The organism is Glycomyces sp. NPDC047010 (genome assembly GCF_040644205.1).
Taxonomy (GTDB): domain Bacteria; phylum Actinomycetota; class Actinomycetes; order Mycobacteriales; family Micromonosporaceae; genus Glycomyces.
On sequence record NZ_JBEYVY010000012.1, the window covers coordinates 40336 to 56327 of the forward strand.

At 69.1% G+C, this 15992-nt stretch carries 17 protein-coding genes; 7 read left to right on the top strand and 10 right to left on the bottom strand.

Features of this window, described 5'->3' with window-relative positions; genetic code table 11:
* Window positions 1-64 precede the first annotated feature (64 nt).
* Window positions 65-871 carry a pyrroline-5-carboxylate reductase gene (gene proC, locus AB0A65_RS22365; protein WP_359954003.1) on the top strand — a complete coding sequence of 269 codons (807 nt, stop codon included), beginning with the start codon at window positions 65-67 and terminating at the stop codon, window positions 869-871.
* A gap of 75 nt (window positions 872-946) precedes the next feature.
* On the top strand, window positions 947-1390 hold the full coding sequence (locus AB0A65_RS22370) for a GNAT family N-acetyltransferase (RefSeq protein WP_359954005.1): 444 nt from the start codon (window positions 947-949) through the stop codon (window positions 1388-1390).
* 54 nt (window positions 1391-1444) lie between these two features.
* Here AB0A65_RS22370 and AB0A65_RS22375 read toward each other — a convergent pair whose 3' ends face one another.
* From AB0A65_RS22375 to AB0A65_RS22395, 5 genes are all read right to left on the bottom strand, one after another.
* Complete coding sequence (locus tag AB0A65_RS22375; RefSeq protein WP_359954007.1) at window positions 1445-3037, bottom strand: endo-1,4-beta-xylanase; 1593 nt, start codon at window positions 3035-3037, stop codon at window positions 1445-1447.
* 245 nt (window positions 3038-3282) lie between these two features.
* Window positions 3283-3765, bottom strand: coding sequence for a bacterioferritin (gene bfr, locus AB0A65_RS22380; protein ID WP_359954009.1), 483 nt, complete (start codon window positions 3763-3765; stop codon window positions 3283-3285).
* Between the two features lie 164 nt (window positions 3766-3929).
* The gene (locus AB0A65_RS22385) at window positions 3930-4115 is read right to left on the bottom strand and encodes a (2Fe-2S)-binding protein (RefSeq protein ID WP_359954010.1); all 186 of its coding nucleotides are present in this window, start codon (window positions 4113-4115) and stop codon (window positions 3930-3932) included.
* Window positions 4116-4201: 86 nt separating this feature from the next.
* The gene (locus AB0A65_RS22390; protein ID WP_359954321.1) at window positions 4202-5212 is read right to left on the bottom strand and encodes a GntG family PLP-dependent aldolase; all 1011 of its coding nucleotides are present in this window, start codon (window positions 5210-5212) and stop codon (window positions 4202-4204) included.
* A gap of 44 nt (window positions 5213-5256) precedes the next feature.
* Window positions 5257-6267: a hypothetical protein gene (locus tag AB0A65_RS22395; protein ID WP_359954012.1), complete on the bottom strand. Its 1011-nt coding sequence runs from the start codon at window positions 6265-6267 to the stop codon at window positions 5257-5259.
* Between the two features lie 125 nt (window positions 6268-6392).
* Here AB0A65_RS22395 and AB0A65_RS22400 point away from each other — a divergent pair, with 125 nt between their 5' ends.
* The 5 genes from AB0A65_RS22400 to AB0A65_RS22420 all read left to right on the top strand — a co-directional run bounded on the left by AB0A65_RS22400 (window position 6393) and on the right by AB0A65_RS22420 (window position 9784).
* The gene (locus AB0A65_RS22400; protein WP_359954013.1) at window positions 6393-7052 is read left to right on the top strand and encodes a DUF3159 domain-containing protein; all 660 of its coding nucleotides are present in this window, start codon (window positions 6393-6395) and stop codon (window positions 7050-7052) included.
* Between the two features lie 84 nt (window positions 7053-7136).
* Entirely contained in the window at window positions 7137-7817 is a 681-nt protein-coding gene (locus AB0A65_RS22405) for a Crp/Fnr family transcriptional regulator (protein ID WP_359954015.1), read from the top strand.
* 234 nt (window positions 7818-8051) lie between these two features.
* Entirely contained in the window at window positions 8052-8543 is a 492-nt protein-coding gene (locus AB0A65_RS22410; protein ID WP_359954017.1) for a hypothetical protein, read from the top strand.
* Window positions 8544-8584: 41 nt separating this feature from the next.
* Complete coding sequence (locus AB0A65_RS22415) at window positions 8585-9112, top strand: Pycsar system effector family protein (protein WP_359954019.1); 528 nt, start codon at window positions 8585-8587, stop codon at window positions 9110-9112.
* Between the two features lie 462 nt (window positions 9113-9574).
* Window positions 9575-9784: a hypothetical protein gene (locus AB0A65_RS22420; RefSeq protein ID WP_359954021.1), complete on the top strand. Its 210-nt coding sequence runs from the start codon at window positions 9575-9577 to the stop codon at window positions 9782-9784.
* Here the strand turns inward: AB0A65_RS22420 and AB0A65_RS22425 are convergent.
* The 5 genes from AB0A65_RS22425 to AB0A65_RS22445 are packed head-to-tail and all read right to left on the bottom strand — an operon-like array spanning window position 9771 to window position 15990.
* Window positions 9771-11744, bottom strand: a complete 1974-nt coding sequence (locus tag AB0A65_RS22425) for a beta-galactosidase (protein WP_359954023.1) — start codon at window positions 11742-11744, stop codon at window positions 9771-9773. The genes AB0A65_RS22420 and AB0A65_RS22425 overlap by 14 nt on opposite strands.
* 42 nt (window positions 11745-11786) lie before the next feature.
* Window positions 11787-12818, bottom strand: coding sequence for an oligopeptide/dipeptide ABC transporter ATP-binding protein (locus AB0A65_RS22430; protein WP_359954025.1), 1032 nt, complete (start codon window positions 12816-12818; stop codon window positions 11787-11789).
* The gene (locus tag AB0A65_RS22435) at window positions 12815-13831 is read right to left on the bottom strand and encodes an ABC transporter ATP-binding protein (protein WP_359954027.1); all 1017 of its coding nucleotides are present in this window, start codon (window positions 13829-13831) and stop codon (window positions 12815-12817) included. Before AB0A65_RS22435 ends, AB0A65_RS22430 begins: the two co-directional genes overlap by 4 nt.
* Before the next feature lie 7 nt (window positions 13832-13838).
* Entirely contained in the window at window positions 13839-14987 is a 1149-nt protein-coding gene (locus tag AB0A65_RS22440; RefSeq protein ID WP_359954029.1) for an ABC transporter permease, read from the bottom strand.
* A gap of 7 nt (window positions 14988-14994) precedes the next feature.
* Complete coding sequence (locus AB0A65_RS22445; protein WP_359954031.1) at window positions 14995-15990, bottom strand: ABC transporter permease; 996 nt, start codon at window positions 15988-15990, stop codon at window positions 14995-14997.
* Window positions 15991-15992 lie beyond the last annotated feature (2 nt).

The window sequence follows — 15992 nt, forward strand, 5'->3', positions numbered from 1 at the left end:
ATTGCGTTCCGAGACGGCACTGCGAGGCACAATCGACTGGCAGTCGAACGCGAGAGGAGCGGTGATGCGGAGAGTCGCGGTACTGGGAGCGGGGAAGATGGGGCAGGCCATCGTGTCGGGCCTGCTGCGCGCGGGGTGGTCGCCCGAGGCGGTCACGGCCACCGCCCGCAGCGAGGAGCGCGCGGCCGCACTGCGGGAGCAGTACGGCGTGCGGGTCGAGCCGAACGCGGCGGCCGTCGCCGACGCGGACGTCGTCGTGGTCGCGGTGAAGCCGCAGGACGCGGGAGCGCTCCTCGACGAGCTGTCCGGCGCGTTCAGGGCGGACACGCCGCTGGTGAGCATCTGCGCGGGACTTCCCGTGGCGTTCTTCGAGAAGCGCCTCCCCGACGCGACGCCGGTGGTCCGCGCGATGCCGAACACCCCTGCGCTCGTGGACGAGGCGATGACGGTCCTCTCCCCCGGGACGCACGCCGACGCGCGGTGCCTGGAGGCCGTCGAGGAGCTGTTCAAGCCGCTCGGGCGGACCCTCGTGGTGGACGAGAAGCACCAGGACGCGGTCACCGCGATCTCCGGTTCGGGCCCGGCGTACTTCTACTACCTGGCCGAGGCCATGACCGAGGCGGGCGTCCTCATGGGACTCCCGCGCGACGTCTCCAAGGAGCTCGTGACCCAGACGGCCCTGGGCGCGGCCCGGATGCTCCGCGAGAGCGGCGACTCCCCCGTGGCGCTGCGCGAGGCCGTCGAGTCCCCGGCCGGGACGACGATCAGCGCGGTGCGCCAGCTGGAGAACCACCGCGCGCGGTCCGCCGTGACCGATGCGATCGAGGCCGCGCGGGACAGGGCACGTGAGATAGCAGATGAGTACGCGTAGCTTGTCGGAGCGTCCATCGGCACAGTTGCGGAAGCGTCCAACCGCTCGAACTGGAACGCTGCTCTAATGGCGGGTATGCGTGAAATTCGACAGGGCCGCTTCGGCGAACTCGACGGGCCCACGGTGTTCGCCCTGGCCAGACTCCGGCAGAACGTGTTCGTGGTCGAGCAGGAGTGCCCGTATCCGGACCTCGACGGCCACGACACCGCCGCGGCGACGGTGCACTTCTGGGCCGACGGCGACGAGCTGGGCGAGGCCGTGGCGTGCCTGCGGCTGCTCCACGACGGGACGAACCTGCGGATCGGGCGCGTCTGCTGCGTCCCGGCCGAGCGCGGCACGGGTCTGAGCGGGCGGCTCATGGCCGCGGCCCTCGACCTGGCCGGGCCGGAGGCCGACGTGGTGCTCGACTCGCAGACGTACGCGGCGGGCTTCTACCGCAAGTTCGGGTTCGCCGAGGACGGCGAGGAGTACCTCGAAGACGGCATCCCGCACATCCCCATGCGGCGCCCGGGAAAGTAGGCCCGGGAGCGGGGCCCCGGATCTGAATGCCCCGCTCCCGGACGTCTCGGGCCCCTACTCGGGGAGCGGCTCCAGCTTCGTCGGGTCGACGACGCCCCAGTACGCGGCCTTCGCCTGGAGGCGGTCGTCGAAGAACAGCGGCGCCTCGTGCGGGCGCGACACGGGCCAGGTCCGCAGCCACGAGACCGCGTCGTACAGGCCCCACATCGTCACGGATTCGAGGTCGCGGGCGCGCTCGCGCAGGACGTCGAACAGCTCCTTGTAGTACCAGCCCTGCGCGACCAGGCGCTCCGGCGGCGTCGCGGGCAGGGACTCCTCCATGAAGTCGGAGACGGACACGTCGAGCTCGGTCACGGTCTGGAGCACCCGCAGGCGCTTGAACGCGTCGATCGACTCGCCGAGGAGCTGCGGGTCCCGCTTGTAGTCGACGTGCGCCTGGTGGCCGACGCCGTCGATCGGGATGCGCCCCCGCTTGAGGTCCTGCACCAGGTTGTAGACCGCTTCGCGCTTGTCGGGGAACTCGGTGTTGTAGTCGTTGAGGAAGAGCTTCACCTTGCGCGGGAGCACGCGGCGGGCGATCTTGAAGACCTCGCCGATGTAGGAGCCGCCGCCGAAGACCTCGTACCAGCGCGAGTGGCGGAGCCCGTCGGCCTGCTCGGGGTCGACCACCTCGTTGACGACGTCCCAGGCCCACACGCGGTCGCCGTAGTGCTCGGCGATCGCGGTCGCGTGGGCCTCGAAGCGCGCGAGCAGGAGCGCCCGGTGCTCGGGGGTGCTCTGGAGCGGGTTCCCGGCGGCGTCCTGGAACCACCACGCGGGGGTCTGGTTGTGCCACAGGAGGGTGTGGCCCCAGACGCGCATCCCGTTCGCCTCGGCGAAGGCCACGATCGGGTCGGCCTTGGAGAAGTCGAAGACCCCTTCGGTCGGCTGGATCGCGTCGGGTTTCATCTGGTTGCCGGTGGTGACCTGCGCGAAGTGCTTCGCGAGGAGTTCGGCGGGCTTGCCGACGACCTCGCGGGGCTCGACGGCGCAGCCGATCGGGAAGTCGCATTCGAGGACGTCCTTGAGCGGCGGCAGGTCCTGGATCTCGGGCTCCTCGATGCGGGTGAGCGTGAAGTTGTCGACCAGGACCGGCGTGAGGCTGGACGCGGACTCGACGTAGAACTGGAGCTTGTCGGCGGCCTGGGTGATCGAGTACGTGCCGGTGAACTCGGTCCAGGCGTCGGGGGTCACGGCGGTGTTCCACTTGACCGACTCGTAGGCGGTCGATCCGGCGGCGTCGCGCTGCACGGTGGTCCGCAGGTCGGCCGCGTCGGTGCCCGAGGGCAGGCGCATGAGGACCCGCAGCTGGTAGCGGGCGCCGACCTCGATGTGGGCGGTGACGTCGATGGCGGCGCCGTTCCAGGTGGCGGTGCGGCCCTCCACGAGGAGGTTCCCGTCGGCGTTCACGGAGAGGGACACGGCGCCGCGGGCGTACCAGCCCTCGGTGGTGCCGGTCGAGAAGTCCGTGGACAGCAGCAGGTCGTCGGCGTGCGCCGGGCTCGCGAACGCGAGCGGCAGCACGGCGGCGCCGCCCGCGGCGGCCGCGCCGGCGAGGACGGTGCGGCGGGTGGCGGCGGGGTTGCGGTGAGGGGAGGGATGCGGCATGGACGCTCCTTTGCGTAGGGGGGTACGCCGCGGCCGGAGTCGTGGAGTGCCGGCCCGCGACTGCTCGCTCAGCATAGACCGTCTCCGAAACTCTCGGAAACTTCCATTCAAAGTATTGATATGTTACGATCCTTGCGTCGGCGCTGTCAAGGCGGCGACCTACCACTGTGGTGGAGATGTGAGGGGCTCTGCCGCAAGAAGAAAGGGGGCCGGCGAAAGCCGGCCCCCTCAAAATGCTTCTGTTCTCACGCCTCTTCGGGCTGCTCGATGAGGCTCTGGATGTAGAGCGGCTCGCCGATCTTCTCCAGGATCTCCAGCTGCGTGTCCAGGTAGTCGATGTGGTGCTCCTCGTCCTTGAGGATCGACTGGAACAGGTCGCGCGAGACGTAGTCCTTGACCGACTCCATGTGCTCGATGCCGCGCTTGAGGCGGTCGATCGCCTCCACCTCGATGAGGCGGTCGCACTCGAAGACCTCCTTGACGGAGGTGCCGATGCGCAGCGGCGACAGGCGCTGGTAGTTCGGCATCCCGTCGAGGAAGAGGATGCGGTCGGTCAGGATCTCGGCGTGGCGCATCTCGTCCATCGACTCGGCGCGGGTGTACTTCGCGAGCTTCGTGTAGCCCCAGTTCTCCTGGAGCTTGTAGTGCAGGAAGTACTGGTTGATCGCGGTGAGCTCCGCGGTCAGCTGCTCGTTGAGGAATTCGATGACCTTCTTGTCGCCCTGCATCGGCGGTGTCCTTCCCGGTCGTCCAGTGGCCCGGTCGGCGACCGGTGGCCCAACCCTAGGCACAGGTCGGGGGCCAAATCCAGCCAGGAATACCTAAAATAGGACAACCTATCCTAACGGAGGACTCCCTAAAGGGCCGGGAAAATGCCGATAAGCCGGGGCGCTCAGGCCGCCGCCGGGGCCGCGTCCGTGAAGTAGCTCTCGATCATGTCCTGAAGGCGGTCATGGCACGTGCCGCAGCTCGTGCCCGCGTCGCACGCCTCGCCGATGGCCTCTTCCGTGCGCGCGCCCGCACTGATGCAGTCGCGGACCTCGTTCTCGTGGACCGCGTGGCAGATGCAGGCGTACACGCACCGACCTCCGGCAGGTTAGGCAGGACTAATAAAGGCATGCCTAACCTACCTAAGCCGGACGTCTTCGGCAACCGTCCGTTCGGTCACTTGCCGAGCAGCGTGCCCAGGACCTTCACCGCGTGCTCGATCCCGGCGTCGTCCACGTCCAGGTGCGTGAGCATCCGGCCCCAGTCGGCCCCGAGCACGGAGATCTTCACGCCCTGGTCCGCGGCCGCGGCCGCGACCTTCGCGATCTCCGGGATGCGCACGAGCACGATGTTGGTCTCCACCTGCGCGGCGTCGCAGATCCCGAACGGCTCCAGCGAGCGCGCCAGGTGCTTGGCGCGGGCGTGGTCCTCGGCGAGGCGGTCGATGTGGTTCGCCAGCGCGTAGCTCCCGGCCGCGGCGAGGAACCCGGCCTGGCGCATGCCGCCGCCGAGGCGCTTGCGGACGACGCGGGCGCGCTGTGCGCGCTCGGCGTCGGTGATGAGCAGCGAGCCGACGGGCGCGCCGAGGCCCTTGGAGAGGCACACGGAGACGGTGTCGAAGAGGCGGCCGTACTCGGCGAAGGGCGTGCCGGTGGCGGCGTGGGCGTTCCAGATGCGGGCGCCGTCGAGGTGGAGGCCCAGGCCGTAGGCGTCGGCGAGGTCCTTGAGGCGCCGCAGCTCCGCGATGGGCTGGACGGTGCCGCCGCCGATGTTGTGGGTGTTCTCGACGGCGATGGCGCGGGTGACGGTGACGTAGGGGTTGGGCCGGTTGATGAGCGGCTCGATGAGGTCGGCGTCGACGCGGCCGTTCGGTCCGGCCCAGGTGCGGGTGGAGATCCCGCCGAGCGCGGCGGCGGCGCCCATCTCGAAGTTGACCACGTGGGCCTTGACGTCGGCGAGCAGCTCCTCGCCGGGGCGCACGAGCAGTTGCAGGCCGATCTGGTTGGCCATGGAGCCGGTCGGGGTGAACACGGCCGCCTCCTTGCCGAACAGGGCGGCGGCTTCGGCTTCGAGGGCGTTCACCGCGGGGTCCTCGCCGTAGACGTCGTCGCCGACTTCGGCGCTGGTCATGGCTGCGAGCATGCCCGCGGTCGGGCGGGTCACGGTGTCGGAACGGAGGTCGACGATCATGATCCGATTCTAGCCGCGCGGCTAGTTGGTCCCGGCCGCCGCTAGTAGGGGTTCTCGCCGTTGCCGATGCCGAGGACGGGGAGGTACATGCGCTCGCCGTCGGCGGTGAACCCGTCGTAGACGATGTCGAAGAGGTCCTGGATGCCGAAGGCCCGCAGGGCGTCCACCATCATGTGGGCGGCCTGGTTGGTGGCGGTGCGGTCGGTGGAGTTGAACGTGCGCGACCAGTTCGGCTGCGAGCCGCTGGGGGCGCGGAAGCCCATGCTCGGCAGGTTCGAGAGCCCGCCGCGCCAGGAGCCGCTGACGGCGGCGCTGGCCTCGACGCGCAGGCCGTCGTCCACGAACGCGGCGACGTACCTGGCGGACCAGTCGCCGGTGCGCAGGAGGACCGTGCCGGAGGTGTCGACGACGGGGACGTCGGCGGCCATGTCCTGGAGGAGGGAGCTGAGGCGCTCGGTGAACTCGCCCATGTCGTGACAGGCGGGCTCGGGGGGCCGCGAACCGGAGCGGGCATAGGCGGACCAGCCGGAGATGTCGCCCTTGCCGATGGCGTGGGCTTCGAGCTGCTCGAACAGGTCGGGCGAGAGGAGCCGCAGCGTGACGCCGCCGTGGAAGCGGCGCAGGTGGAGCTCGAAGATGAGGCCGTCGCGGTACCAGCGGATCCAGGGGCCGCCGTCGCCGCCGCGGATCTCGGGGGCGCCCAGCTCGGACATCATGGTCCGCAGGACTTCCCGGAAGATGAGGGTGCGGTGGTTCTCGCCCTGGCGCCCGCGCTCGGCGGAGCGCAGGACCATGACCTCGATCGAGTAGAAGTCGGCGCGTCCCGTGACGGGGGTCTGCGGGGGGACCGAGTCGGCGATCGCGTTCCCGGTGTCGTAGCCGGTCTCCGCGCGCCACATGCCGATGTCGACCTCCGCGGAGCGGACCTGCCAGCCGAGGTCGGACATGCCGCGGACGAGGTCGGCCTTGTTCCAGCGGCCGAAGTCGGTCTTTCTGGCACGGCGGAGCAGGTCCACGAGCTGCGATTCGGTGATCCGATGTGTGCCGAGCATCCGGTACCGTGCCAATCCATCCGTAGTCGAGGCCGCGGGCCTGACGCCCGGCCGGCCACTGCGGTTAGGGTAGCCTTGCCTGAGATACCGGGTCGAGAGGTGAGGGTCGGGAGTTGTCCGATACTGTGCGGCAAGACACGCTCGTCAGCCTACTAGGCGGCAAGCGCGGCGCCTTCGACGCCACCGCCCCGCTTGTGGTGTTCGTCCTCACCTGGCTCCTGACCGGGAACTCGATCGCCTGGGCCGCTGGGGCGTCCGTCACATCGGCCGCCGCGATCGCGATCATGCGACTCGCCCAGAAGCGGAAACCGCGGGCCGTGATCCTTGGACTCCTCAGCGTGGCCGTCGCGGCCCTGATCGTCCTCTACACAGGACGCGCCCAGGACATCCTGCTCCCCCGGATCGTCTCGAACGCGGCCAGCGCCCTCGTCTGGGCCGGCTTCATCGTCTTCCGCCGCCCCCTCCTCGGCCTCATCGTCGGCGGCCTCCTCGGCCAGCGCACCCACTGGCGCCTCGACCCCGCCCTCCTTCGCGCCTACTCCCTCGCCTCCTGGATCTGGGTCGCCATGTACGCCCTCCGCGTCGCCGTCCTCACCCCGTTCTGGAACTCCGCCAGCGACGACCTCGCCGTCATCGGAGGCGGCCTCGCCCAAATCCTCCTCTCCTGGCCCCTCCTCATCCTCTGCCTCGCCATCAGCGGCTGGGTCATCAAGGCCACCCTCCCGGACAACCACCCCGGCCTGCGTCATCCGCTGACAGCAAATTCACAGCTTGCGGATTCCTAAGTGCGACAAGCGTTTGCATGTCGGCTGGAAAATATCTCATGCTGACCCTTGGATCGGGTTCTGTGCACTCATACACTGGGCTCTGTGCAGGAATACACACGACGCGCCGATCTCCTTACGGAGGAGGAGCTCAGGGCCCTGGCCCCGAGGTCCCAGGCCGTCGCGTACCCGACCGGGACGACGGTCGTATGCGAAGGCGATGACTCCGACTTCGTCCTGTACCTCCGGTCCGGGCACCTGAAAGTCGTTGCCGGGCAGCCTCGCACGATCGTGCGGATCTACAAGCCCGGCGAGGTCGCCGCGGAGTTCGCCGTCCTCCTCGGGCAGCTGCGAACCGCCGACCTGGTGACACTGAACCGGGTCGAGGCGCTTCTCGTTCCGGGTGCGGTCTGGGTGGAGTTCCTCTACGAGTTCCCGCAGGCGGCCTGCGCGATGATGCGGTTCTTCGCGAGGATGGTCGTGGAGAAGGACCACCGGCAGGTTGAGTCGATGACGAGCAGCGAGCACAAGATCGCCCGCGGCATCCTCGACCTGATCGAGGTCGACCTCGCCGTGCCGACCGAGGACGGGCTCCGGATATCGGGGTTCACGCAGAGCGAGCTCGGTCTGCTCTGCGGCCTGTCGCGTGAATCCGCGTCCGCGGTGCTGCGCCAGCTCCGTGAGCACAAAGTGCTCTCCACCGGGCGGGGCAGCATGACGATCCACGACGTAGAGGCGCTCCACCGGATCACGGAACGGAACGCGCAGCCGCCGTTAGTCGACTGACTCGCCGCCCACTCCCCGGGCCGCCTTGAGCGACAACGCCATAGCCAGTACTCCACCACCAGCGCCCCTCTCCCCGAGTTCCATGCTGCGGCTTATCCACCGATAGCGCCGACAGCTGCTCGATGAGCACCACCTGCTCAAGGGCGCCATTTCTGCTGCCATTTTTCGCGTCGAACAGCGATGCGGTTTTCGTACCTTCGTAGTTCTGCTGACGAGTGCTTGTGGACGGAATCTGTGAACGCATCCAAACCCGTGTTCCCCGGAACGGTCCGGATCGAAGAGCCCCACGACGGCGAGAAGCTGCTCGGCCTGGTCGGGGACCTGATCACGCACCAGGGCTTCGACCCCAACGACTTCCTCATCGTCGGCAGCGCCCGGCTCTACGTCACGGGCCACCGGACCCACCTGTCGGACATCGACCTGCTCGCCCGCGGGGAAACCTGGCGCCGGGCCCTACGAGAGGTCGAACTCGGTCGCGGCCACGACGAGAAGGCGGTCGCGAGCGGCGACAAGGTCCTGCGGCTGTGCGGCGGCCTGGTCGAGGTGTTCGACCGCTGGGTCATGCCGGGGACAAGTGCCGACGAGCTGATCGACAACCCGGAGATCATGCGGGGCCTGCCTTTCATGCAGCTCGAGGAACTGGTGCGGTACAAGCGATACCTCAACCGCTCCAAGGACCGCGCAGACCTTCGGGCACTGTCGCGTTTCAGTCACAACCCGATCTGAATCGCCCGCGTGGACCCCGCGCCGCCCGGCTCCTTGCGACGATGGAGGTCCAGCCGAGCATTGTGGAGGACACCATGTCACGCGCCTTATCGCCGCATCCGGATGCCGCGATCGAGGAGGTCCGCTGCGAACTCGATCATTCCCGGCAGATGATCGGCCACGCGGATGCGAAGGCGTCCTTCCTTGCAGCGGGGGCGATTCCGATCGCCGCCATCCTGCTCGCCGCTCCGGCGCTGGCAGACCCGTCCACGCCGATCCGGGTGGTCTCCTGGACTGCCTCGTTTCTGCTCATCATCGGAATCGGATGCCTGGGCTCGGTGGTGTGGCCGCGGCTGCCCTCGCGCGACGTGGGGATCAGGGCCGGCGCGCACCACTCCCCCGAGGAGATCGCGGCGCGGGCGATCGCGCTCACCCGCGACCGGACGACCCAGTTGACGTCCTGCTCGAAAGAGCAGGCGGTCCTCTCAACGTTGGCGCTCACCAAGTTTCGGCTGTTGCGCGTCGCAATGTCGTGCTTCGGGGCCGCGGCACTGCTCATGCTCGTTGCGGCGGCGGTGTTCACCTTCTGACCGTCAAGGTCCGGCCGGGGCCTGGCGCGCGGGCGATAGGGTTTGCCCGTGGCGTGCAGCCGCGACCCCTCTGCGTGGAGATGGACTTGAGATGGGCGTGTGGATCGGCTCTTGCGGTGGGTCGGTTCGCTCGTGATTGCGGTGTACCTGTCGACGTTTGCGAGTGGGTTGGTGTCGGCGTTTTTTCCGGTGACTCCTGTTGAGCCGTATGTGGTTGGGGTGGTGGCGGTGACGGGGTGTTGGCCGGTTGGGGTGGGGTTGACGGCTGCTGCGGGGCAGACGGTGGGGAAGACGGTCATCTTTCTGGGGGCGCGGGGGGTGTTCCGGTCGGAGCGGGTGCGGGAGTGGGTGAGTGCGGCTTCTGAGCATCGGAGACAGAGGCGGGCCGCACGTGGGGTGCGGCCCGCTTCGGTTGCGAGGGAGAGGGTCAAGGCGCTTGGTCGGCCTTTGAGGGCCGCCGGGGTGAAACTGACCGCGCTTCTTGAGCGGCCTGCTCTGACCATTCCTGTTCTGTTCGTCAGTGCGTTCTTGGGGTTGCCTCCGCTGCTGGCCACCAGTATTTACATTGCCGGTACGCGCGTTCGGACGCCGGTTTTCATTGTGGTTTGTTTCGTCGGGCGCTCGGCTCGGTTCATTGTGATTGCCTATGCGCCTCAGCTTATTCTCGGATGACCGCCGTTTCGCCGGGCGCGAGTTCCCCGGTCCACTGCGTTCCCGTCAGGAGGTTCGTGCCGGATGCGGCCACGGTGTGGGATTGGTCGGTGTGGTTGATCGCGAACAGGTACGTCCTGCCATCTTCGTGGCGGCGGCGGACCAGTTCGAGGCCCTCTGGGGTGTCGGAGAAGAGGCCGAGGCGGTTGAAGAGGGGGTTGAGGTCGGCCGGGCGGGTCGCCAGGTACCAGACTTCTCCTCGGCCGAGCCGGCGGTGGAACACTGCTCCGGTGGCCGGGTAGTCCTTGAAACTGGCGATCACTTCGGCGTCGATCGCGTGGGCGGCCTCGGTCCAGGTCTGGCCTTCGGTGCCGTCGTCGAGTTGCGCGCGTTCGCCTTCGGCGAGCGGGACGAACTCCTCAACGCGGACGCCGGTCAGGTCGCGGATGGCGCCCGGGAGGCCCGGGTGGACGTGGTCGTTGTGGTCGACCACGCCGGAGTACGGGCCGATGACCAGTCGGCCTCCGTTCTCGACGTAGGCGCGGAGGTTCGCGTCGGAGTCGAGGAGGTACAGGTGCGGGGCGAAGACGTACTCGTAGGCGGAGAGGTCCCAGGCGGGGTTGGCGAGGTCGGTGGTGATGCCCCGGCGCCAGAGGGCGGCGTGCCAGCGGCGGAGTTCGGGGTAGGTCGCCATGTCGGAGGACGGTTGGCCGGGGGTCTTTGCGGCCCAGCACGATTCGAAGTCCAGGAGGATCGCGGCCCTTGAGACCACCTTCGAGCCCTTGATCTCGGCCAGGCGGCGCAACTGGGCGCCGAACTCCTTCACCTCGCGGAAGACCTTCGAGTCCTCGCCGCCGTGCGGGAGCATCGCCGAGTGGTAGCGCTCGGCGCCGTACCGGGAAGCGCGCCATTGGAAGTACATGGCCCCTTCGGAGCCGCGGGCGACGTAGGAGAGGGAGTGGCGGAGCTGGTCGCCAGGGCGCTTGGCGAAGTAGCCGCGGCGCCAGGCGCTGGAGTTGGTGGACTGCTCCATGAGCAGCCAGGGGGAGCCCGCGGCGAGGCCGCGGGAGGCGTCGGCGCCGAAGGCCACTTGGGCGGGCCATTCGATGTCGGAGTCGTGGGGCGGGATGAGGTAGTGGTCGGTGGCGACGAGGCGGTTCGGGCCCGTGACGTGGTCGCCCCAGCGGTGGTAGTCGAGGAACGAGAAGTCGCCGGTGACCATGAGGTTCGTCGTGATCGGCTTGTCGGGGCTGAAAGCCGTGATCGCGTCGGCCTCGGAGCGGAAGAGCTTCAGGAGCGCGTCGGAGGAGAAGCGCTGCCAGTCGAGGAGGAGGCCCGGGTTGGGGGTCTCGGCGCAGATGCGCGGCGGGAGGACCTGGGACCAGTCCGAGTAGGTCTGCGACCAGAACGTGGTCCCCCAGGCGTCGTTGAGGCCAGCGAGGGAGCCGTGGCGGTCCTGGAGCCAGGCGCGGAAGGCGTCGGCGGCGAGGTCGCAGAAGCAGGAGCGGTAGTACTCGTTGCCGACGTGCCACATGGCGAGCGCCGGGTGGTCCGCGTAGCGCTCGGCGAGGCGGGACGCCATCTCGGCCACTTTGGACTGGAAGGCGGGCGCGTGCGGGCAGTACTCGGCGCGGGCGCCGGAGTTGAGGCGCACGCCTTCGGCGTTGACCGGGAGGGTCTCGGGGTGGAGCTGGGAGAACCAGGGCGGCGGGGACGCCGTCGAGGTCGCCAGGTCGGCCTTGATGCCGGCCGAGGCGAGGAGGTCCATGATGGCGTCGAGCTGCTCGAAGTCCCACGTGTCGGGCCCCGGATGCACACTGGCCCAGGCGAAGATGTTGACGCTGACGATGTTGACCCCGGCCTCGCGCATGAGCCGGACGTCCTCGTCCCAGACCTCGCGCGGCCACTGCTCGGGGTTGTAGTCGCCCCCGTAGGCCAGGCCCTCGACGGTGGGGATGATGTCGGAGTTCGGGTGTGCCACTACCGGCCCTTCAAGATCGTTGGCAAGCGTATTCAGACGTACTCAGGATTGTGTCGCGACGATGCCCTGGAGGTCAAGCTCCCCACGCCGCACGCAGCGGGCGCCACGTCCGGCGAACTCGTGAGCCGGCGATGAGCTCAAGTCGAGGGGGATCTCGCCCGTGTCGCACCGGCCCGCCTCGGCGTGGCGGCAGCGGCGCGCGAACGCGCAGCCCGGGGGCGGGTTCGACGGGTCGGGGAGCTCGTCGGGCAGGAGGATGCGGCCGCCGCGGCCCTTCAGGGCCGGGTCCGGGATCGGGACGGCCGACATGAGCGCCTCGGTGTACGGGTGCTGCGGGCGCTCGTAGAGGTCCGCGGTCGACGCGAGCTCCACGATCCGCCCGAAGTACATGACCGCCACGCGGTCCGCGAGGTTCTCCACGACGGAGAGGTCGTGCGAGATGAACAGGTACGTCAGGCCCAGTTCGGCTTGCAGCTCGCGCAGCAGGTTGAGGATCTGGGCGCGCACGGAGACGTCCAATGCAGAGACCGGCTCGTCCGCGACCACCAGGCGCGGGTTGACGATCAGGGCCCTGGCGATGTTCACGCGCTGCCGCTGCCCGCCCGAGAACGCGTGCGGGTACCGGTCCATGTAGTCCGGGCTCAGGCCCACGCGCCGCATCATTTCGGCGACGCGGTCCTCCAGCTCCGAGCCGCGGGCCTCGCCCGTGGCGACGAGCGGGTCGCCGATGATCTGCCGCAGCGTGAACCGCGGGTTCAGCGACGAGAACGGGTCCTGGAAGACCATGCGGATCTGTCGCCGGTAGCGGGCCCGGTCGCGGTCGCGCATCGCCGTGAGGTCCTTGCCCTCGAACAGGACCGAGCCGCTCGTGGCCTTCTGCGCGCCCACGATCGTGCGCCCGAGCGTGGTCTTCCCGCACCCGGACTCCCCCACCAGCGCGAGGGTCTCCCCCGGCACCAGCGCGAGGTCGACGCCGGAGACGGCGTGGTTCTCGACCGTGGTGCGCCCGAGGAGGTTGCGGCGCACAGGGAATCGGACGTGGAGGTCGCGGACCTCCAGGAGCGGGTCGCTCATGCGCTGGCCCCTTCCGTGTCGTAGAGGACGCATTCGGCGGTCCGCCCGCCCCCGAAGTCCACTTCGGGCGGTGCGTCGATGTCGCACTTCCCCGCGATCGCTTCGGCGCAGCGGGGGTGGAACGAGCAGCCGGACGGGCGGTGCAGCGGGTTGGGGACGGTGCCGGGGATGGTCGGCAGGTCGCGTCCCCGGTCGCGGCCGAGGACCGGGACGGAGGCGAGGAGCGCCTTCGTGTACGGGTGCTTGGGATCGGCGAAGAGCTCGTCCACGGGCGCGCGCTCGACCACGCGGCCGAGGTACATGACGGCGACCTCGTCGGCGAGCTCGGCGACCACGCCGAGGTCGTGGGTGATGAACATGACCGCCATGCGGTGCTCGGCCTGGAGGTCCCGGAGAAGATCGAGGATGCGGGCCTGGGTCGTCACGTCGAGGGCCGTGGTCGGCTCGTCGGCGATGAGCAGGGACGGGTTGGCGCACAGCGCGATCGCGATCATGGCGCGCTGGCACATGCCGCCGGAGAGCTGGAACGGGTAGGCGTCGATGCGGCGCTTGGGGTCGGGGATGCCGACCGCGTCGAGCAGCTCGATCGCCCTGGCGCGGGCGGCCTTCTTGTCGAGTCCGGTGTGGATTCGCAGCGTCTCGATGAGCTGGGCGCCGATGGTGCGCAGCGGCAGCAGGGACGCGGCCGGCTCCTGGAAGATCATGCCGATGTCGCCGCCGCGGAGCTTCTGGAGGCGCTTGTCGCGCGGGTCGAGGGAGAGCACGTCGAAGGGCTCGTCGTCACCGTGCCAGGTGATGGTGCCTGCATCGATGGAGCCGGAGTCCTCCACGAGGCGCAGGATCGAGCGGGCGGTGACGGACTTGCCGCAGCCGGACTCGCCGACCACGCAGAGGGTCTTCCCGGCGTGCACCTCCAGGTCGACGCCGTCGACGGCGCGGACCTTCCCGTCGAAGGTGCCGAAGCTGGTGTGCAGCCCCGAGATCTCCAGCAGCGGTTTCAAGGGTTGCTCCATTGCTCACCTAGTGCTTGTAGGGGTCGGCGGCGTCGCGCAGGCCGTCGCCGACGAAGTTGAACGCGAGGACCACCAGGACGACGCACAGGCCCGGGATGAGCAGCCACGGCGCTCCTGAGAGGACGCTCCACTTGCTCGCGTCCTGGAGCTGCACGCCCCACGAGACCGCGGGCGGGCGCAGGCCCATGCCGAGCCACGACAGGGCGGTCTCGGCGAGGATCATGCCCGGGATCGACAGGCTCAGCGCGGCGATGACGTGCGAGGAGAACGAGGGCAGCATGTGCCGGAACATGACCCGCGCGTGGCTGGAGCCGTCGAGGCGCGCCGAGGTCACGAACTCCTCCGAGCGCAGCGCGAGGAACCGCCCGCGCACTTCTCTCGCCAGGCCCGTCCACGCGACGAGCGCGAGGATCGTCGTGATGATGAAGTACCTGCCCACCGGGCCCATCGTGGCCGGGAGCGCGGCGGCGAGGCCGAGCCACAGGGGGATCGACGGGACCGACATGATGAGCTCGATGACGCGCTGCACGACGTTGTCGATCCAGCCGCCGAAGTACCCCGAGACGCCGCCGAGGACGATGCCGAGCAGGAACGCCAGCAGCACGCCGATGATGCCCACCGAAGCGGAGACGCGGGTGGCGTACACGAGCTGGCTCAGCAGGTCCTGGCCGTCGGTGGTGGTCCCGAACAGGTACATCGGGTCGTCGATGTCCTTGGGCCCGATGAGGTGCCGGTCCATGGGGATGAGGCCGAAGAGCTCGTACTCCTCGCCCTTGACGAAGAACCCGACGTCCACGCGGTCTTCGGGATCGGGCTCGTACGTGATCCGCAGGGACCGGGGGTCCTGTTCGGACGTGTAGCCGTCCACGTGGAGGCCGAAGCGGAACCCGTCGGGGCCGTCGGTGTCCCAGAGCTTGAGGACCTGCGGCGGGGCCGTCGTGTACTCGGCGTCGCGGTGGCGGTCCGTGAAGGGCGCCATGAACTCGCACAGGGCGATGACGACGAGCATCGCGGCGAGGAGCCACGCGGAGACGAGCGCGAGCCTGTGCTTCTTGAAGGCCCACCATACGAGCTGGCGCTGGGAGGCGCGGGTGCGCTGGACCTCGCTCGGGCTGGGGGTCATGCCGTCGGGGGCGTCCGACTCTTTGAGCGTCATCGGGGCGTCACCTCTGGTGTCCGAGTCGGATGCGGGGGTCGAGCCAGCCGAGCAGCAGGTCCGAGATGAGCGTGCCGATGACGGTGACGACGCTGAGGACCATGATGATCGACCCGGCCAGGTACATGTCCTGGGACTTCAAGGAGCCCAGGAGGATCGGCCCGAGCGTCGGGAGGCTCAGGATCTGGCCCACGACGATGTCGCCGACCAGCAGCAGCGGCAGGATCCACCCGATGGTGGACACGAACGGGTTGAGCGCCACGCGGAGCGGGTAGCGGCGCAGCAGCGGGCCCTCGGGGACGCCGCGGGCGCGCGCCGCCGTCACGTACGGGCGGCGCAGCTCGTCGAGCAGGTTGTTGCGGATGATCCGCACCAGCCCCGCGACGCCGCCCGTGCCGATGACGACCATCGGGATCCACAAGTGCGCCAGCAGGTCCAGGAGCTTCCCGAGGTTCCACGACGCGTCGCACCACTCCGGCGAGCAGAGTCCCGAGGGGACGGACCCGAACCAGGTCACGCTGAAGTAGATGAACACCAGCGCGATCAGGAAGTTCGGGGTCGCCAGGCCCAGGAAGCCCACCGTGGTCACGGCGTAGTCGCCGACCGAGTGCTGCTTGACGGCCGAGTAGACGCCGATCGGGAACGCCAGCGCCCACGTCACCAGGAGCGTGATGAGCGAGACCGCGATGGTCCAGCCCAGGCGCGGCGCGATGACCTGCGAGACGGGCTTCTCGTGCTCGAAGGACATACCGAGGTCGCCGTGCAGGACGATCTGCGTGAACCAGTGCCAGTACTGCTGGAGCAGGTTGCCGTCCAGGCCGTACCTGACGCGCAGGTTCTCCAGGTCCTGTGTGGTCAGTCCCTGGCCCTGCGCCGCGTAGCGGGACTGGAGGGCGGTCACGTAGTCGCCGGGCGGCAGGTTGATGATCACGAAGACCACCAGCGAGATCGCCAGCAGCGTCGCCGCCATGTAGAGCGCACGGCGACCCAGGTATCGAAGCACGG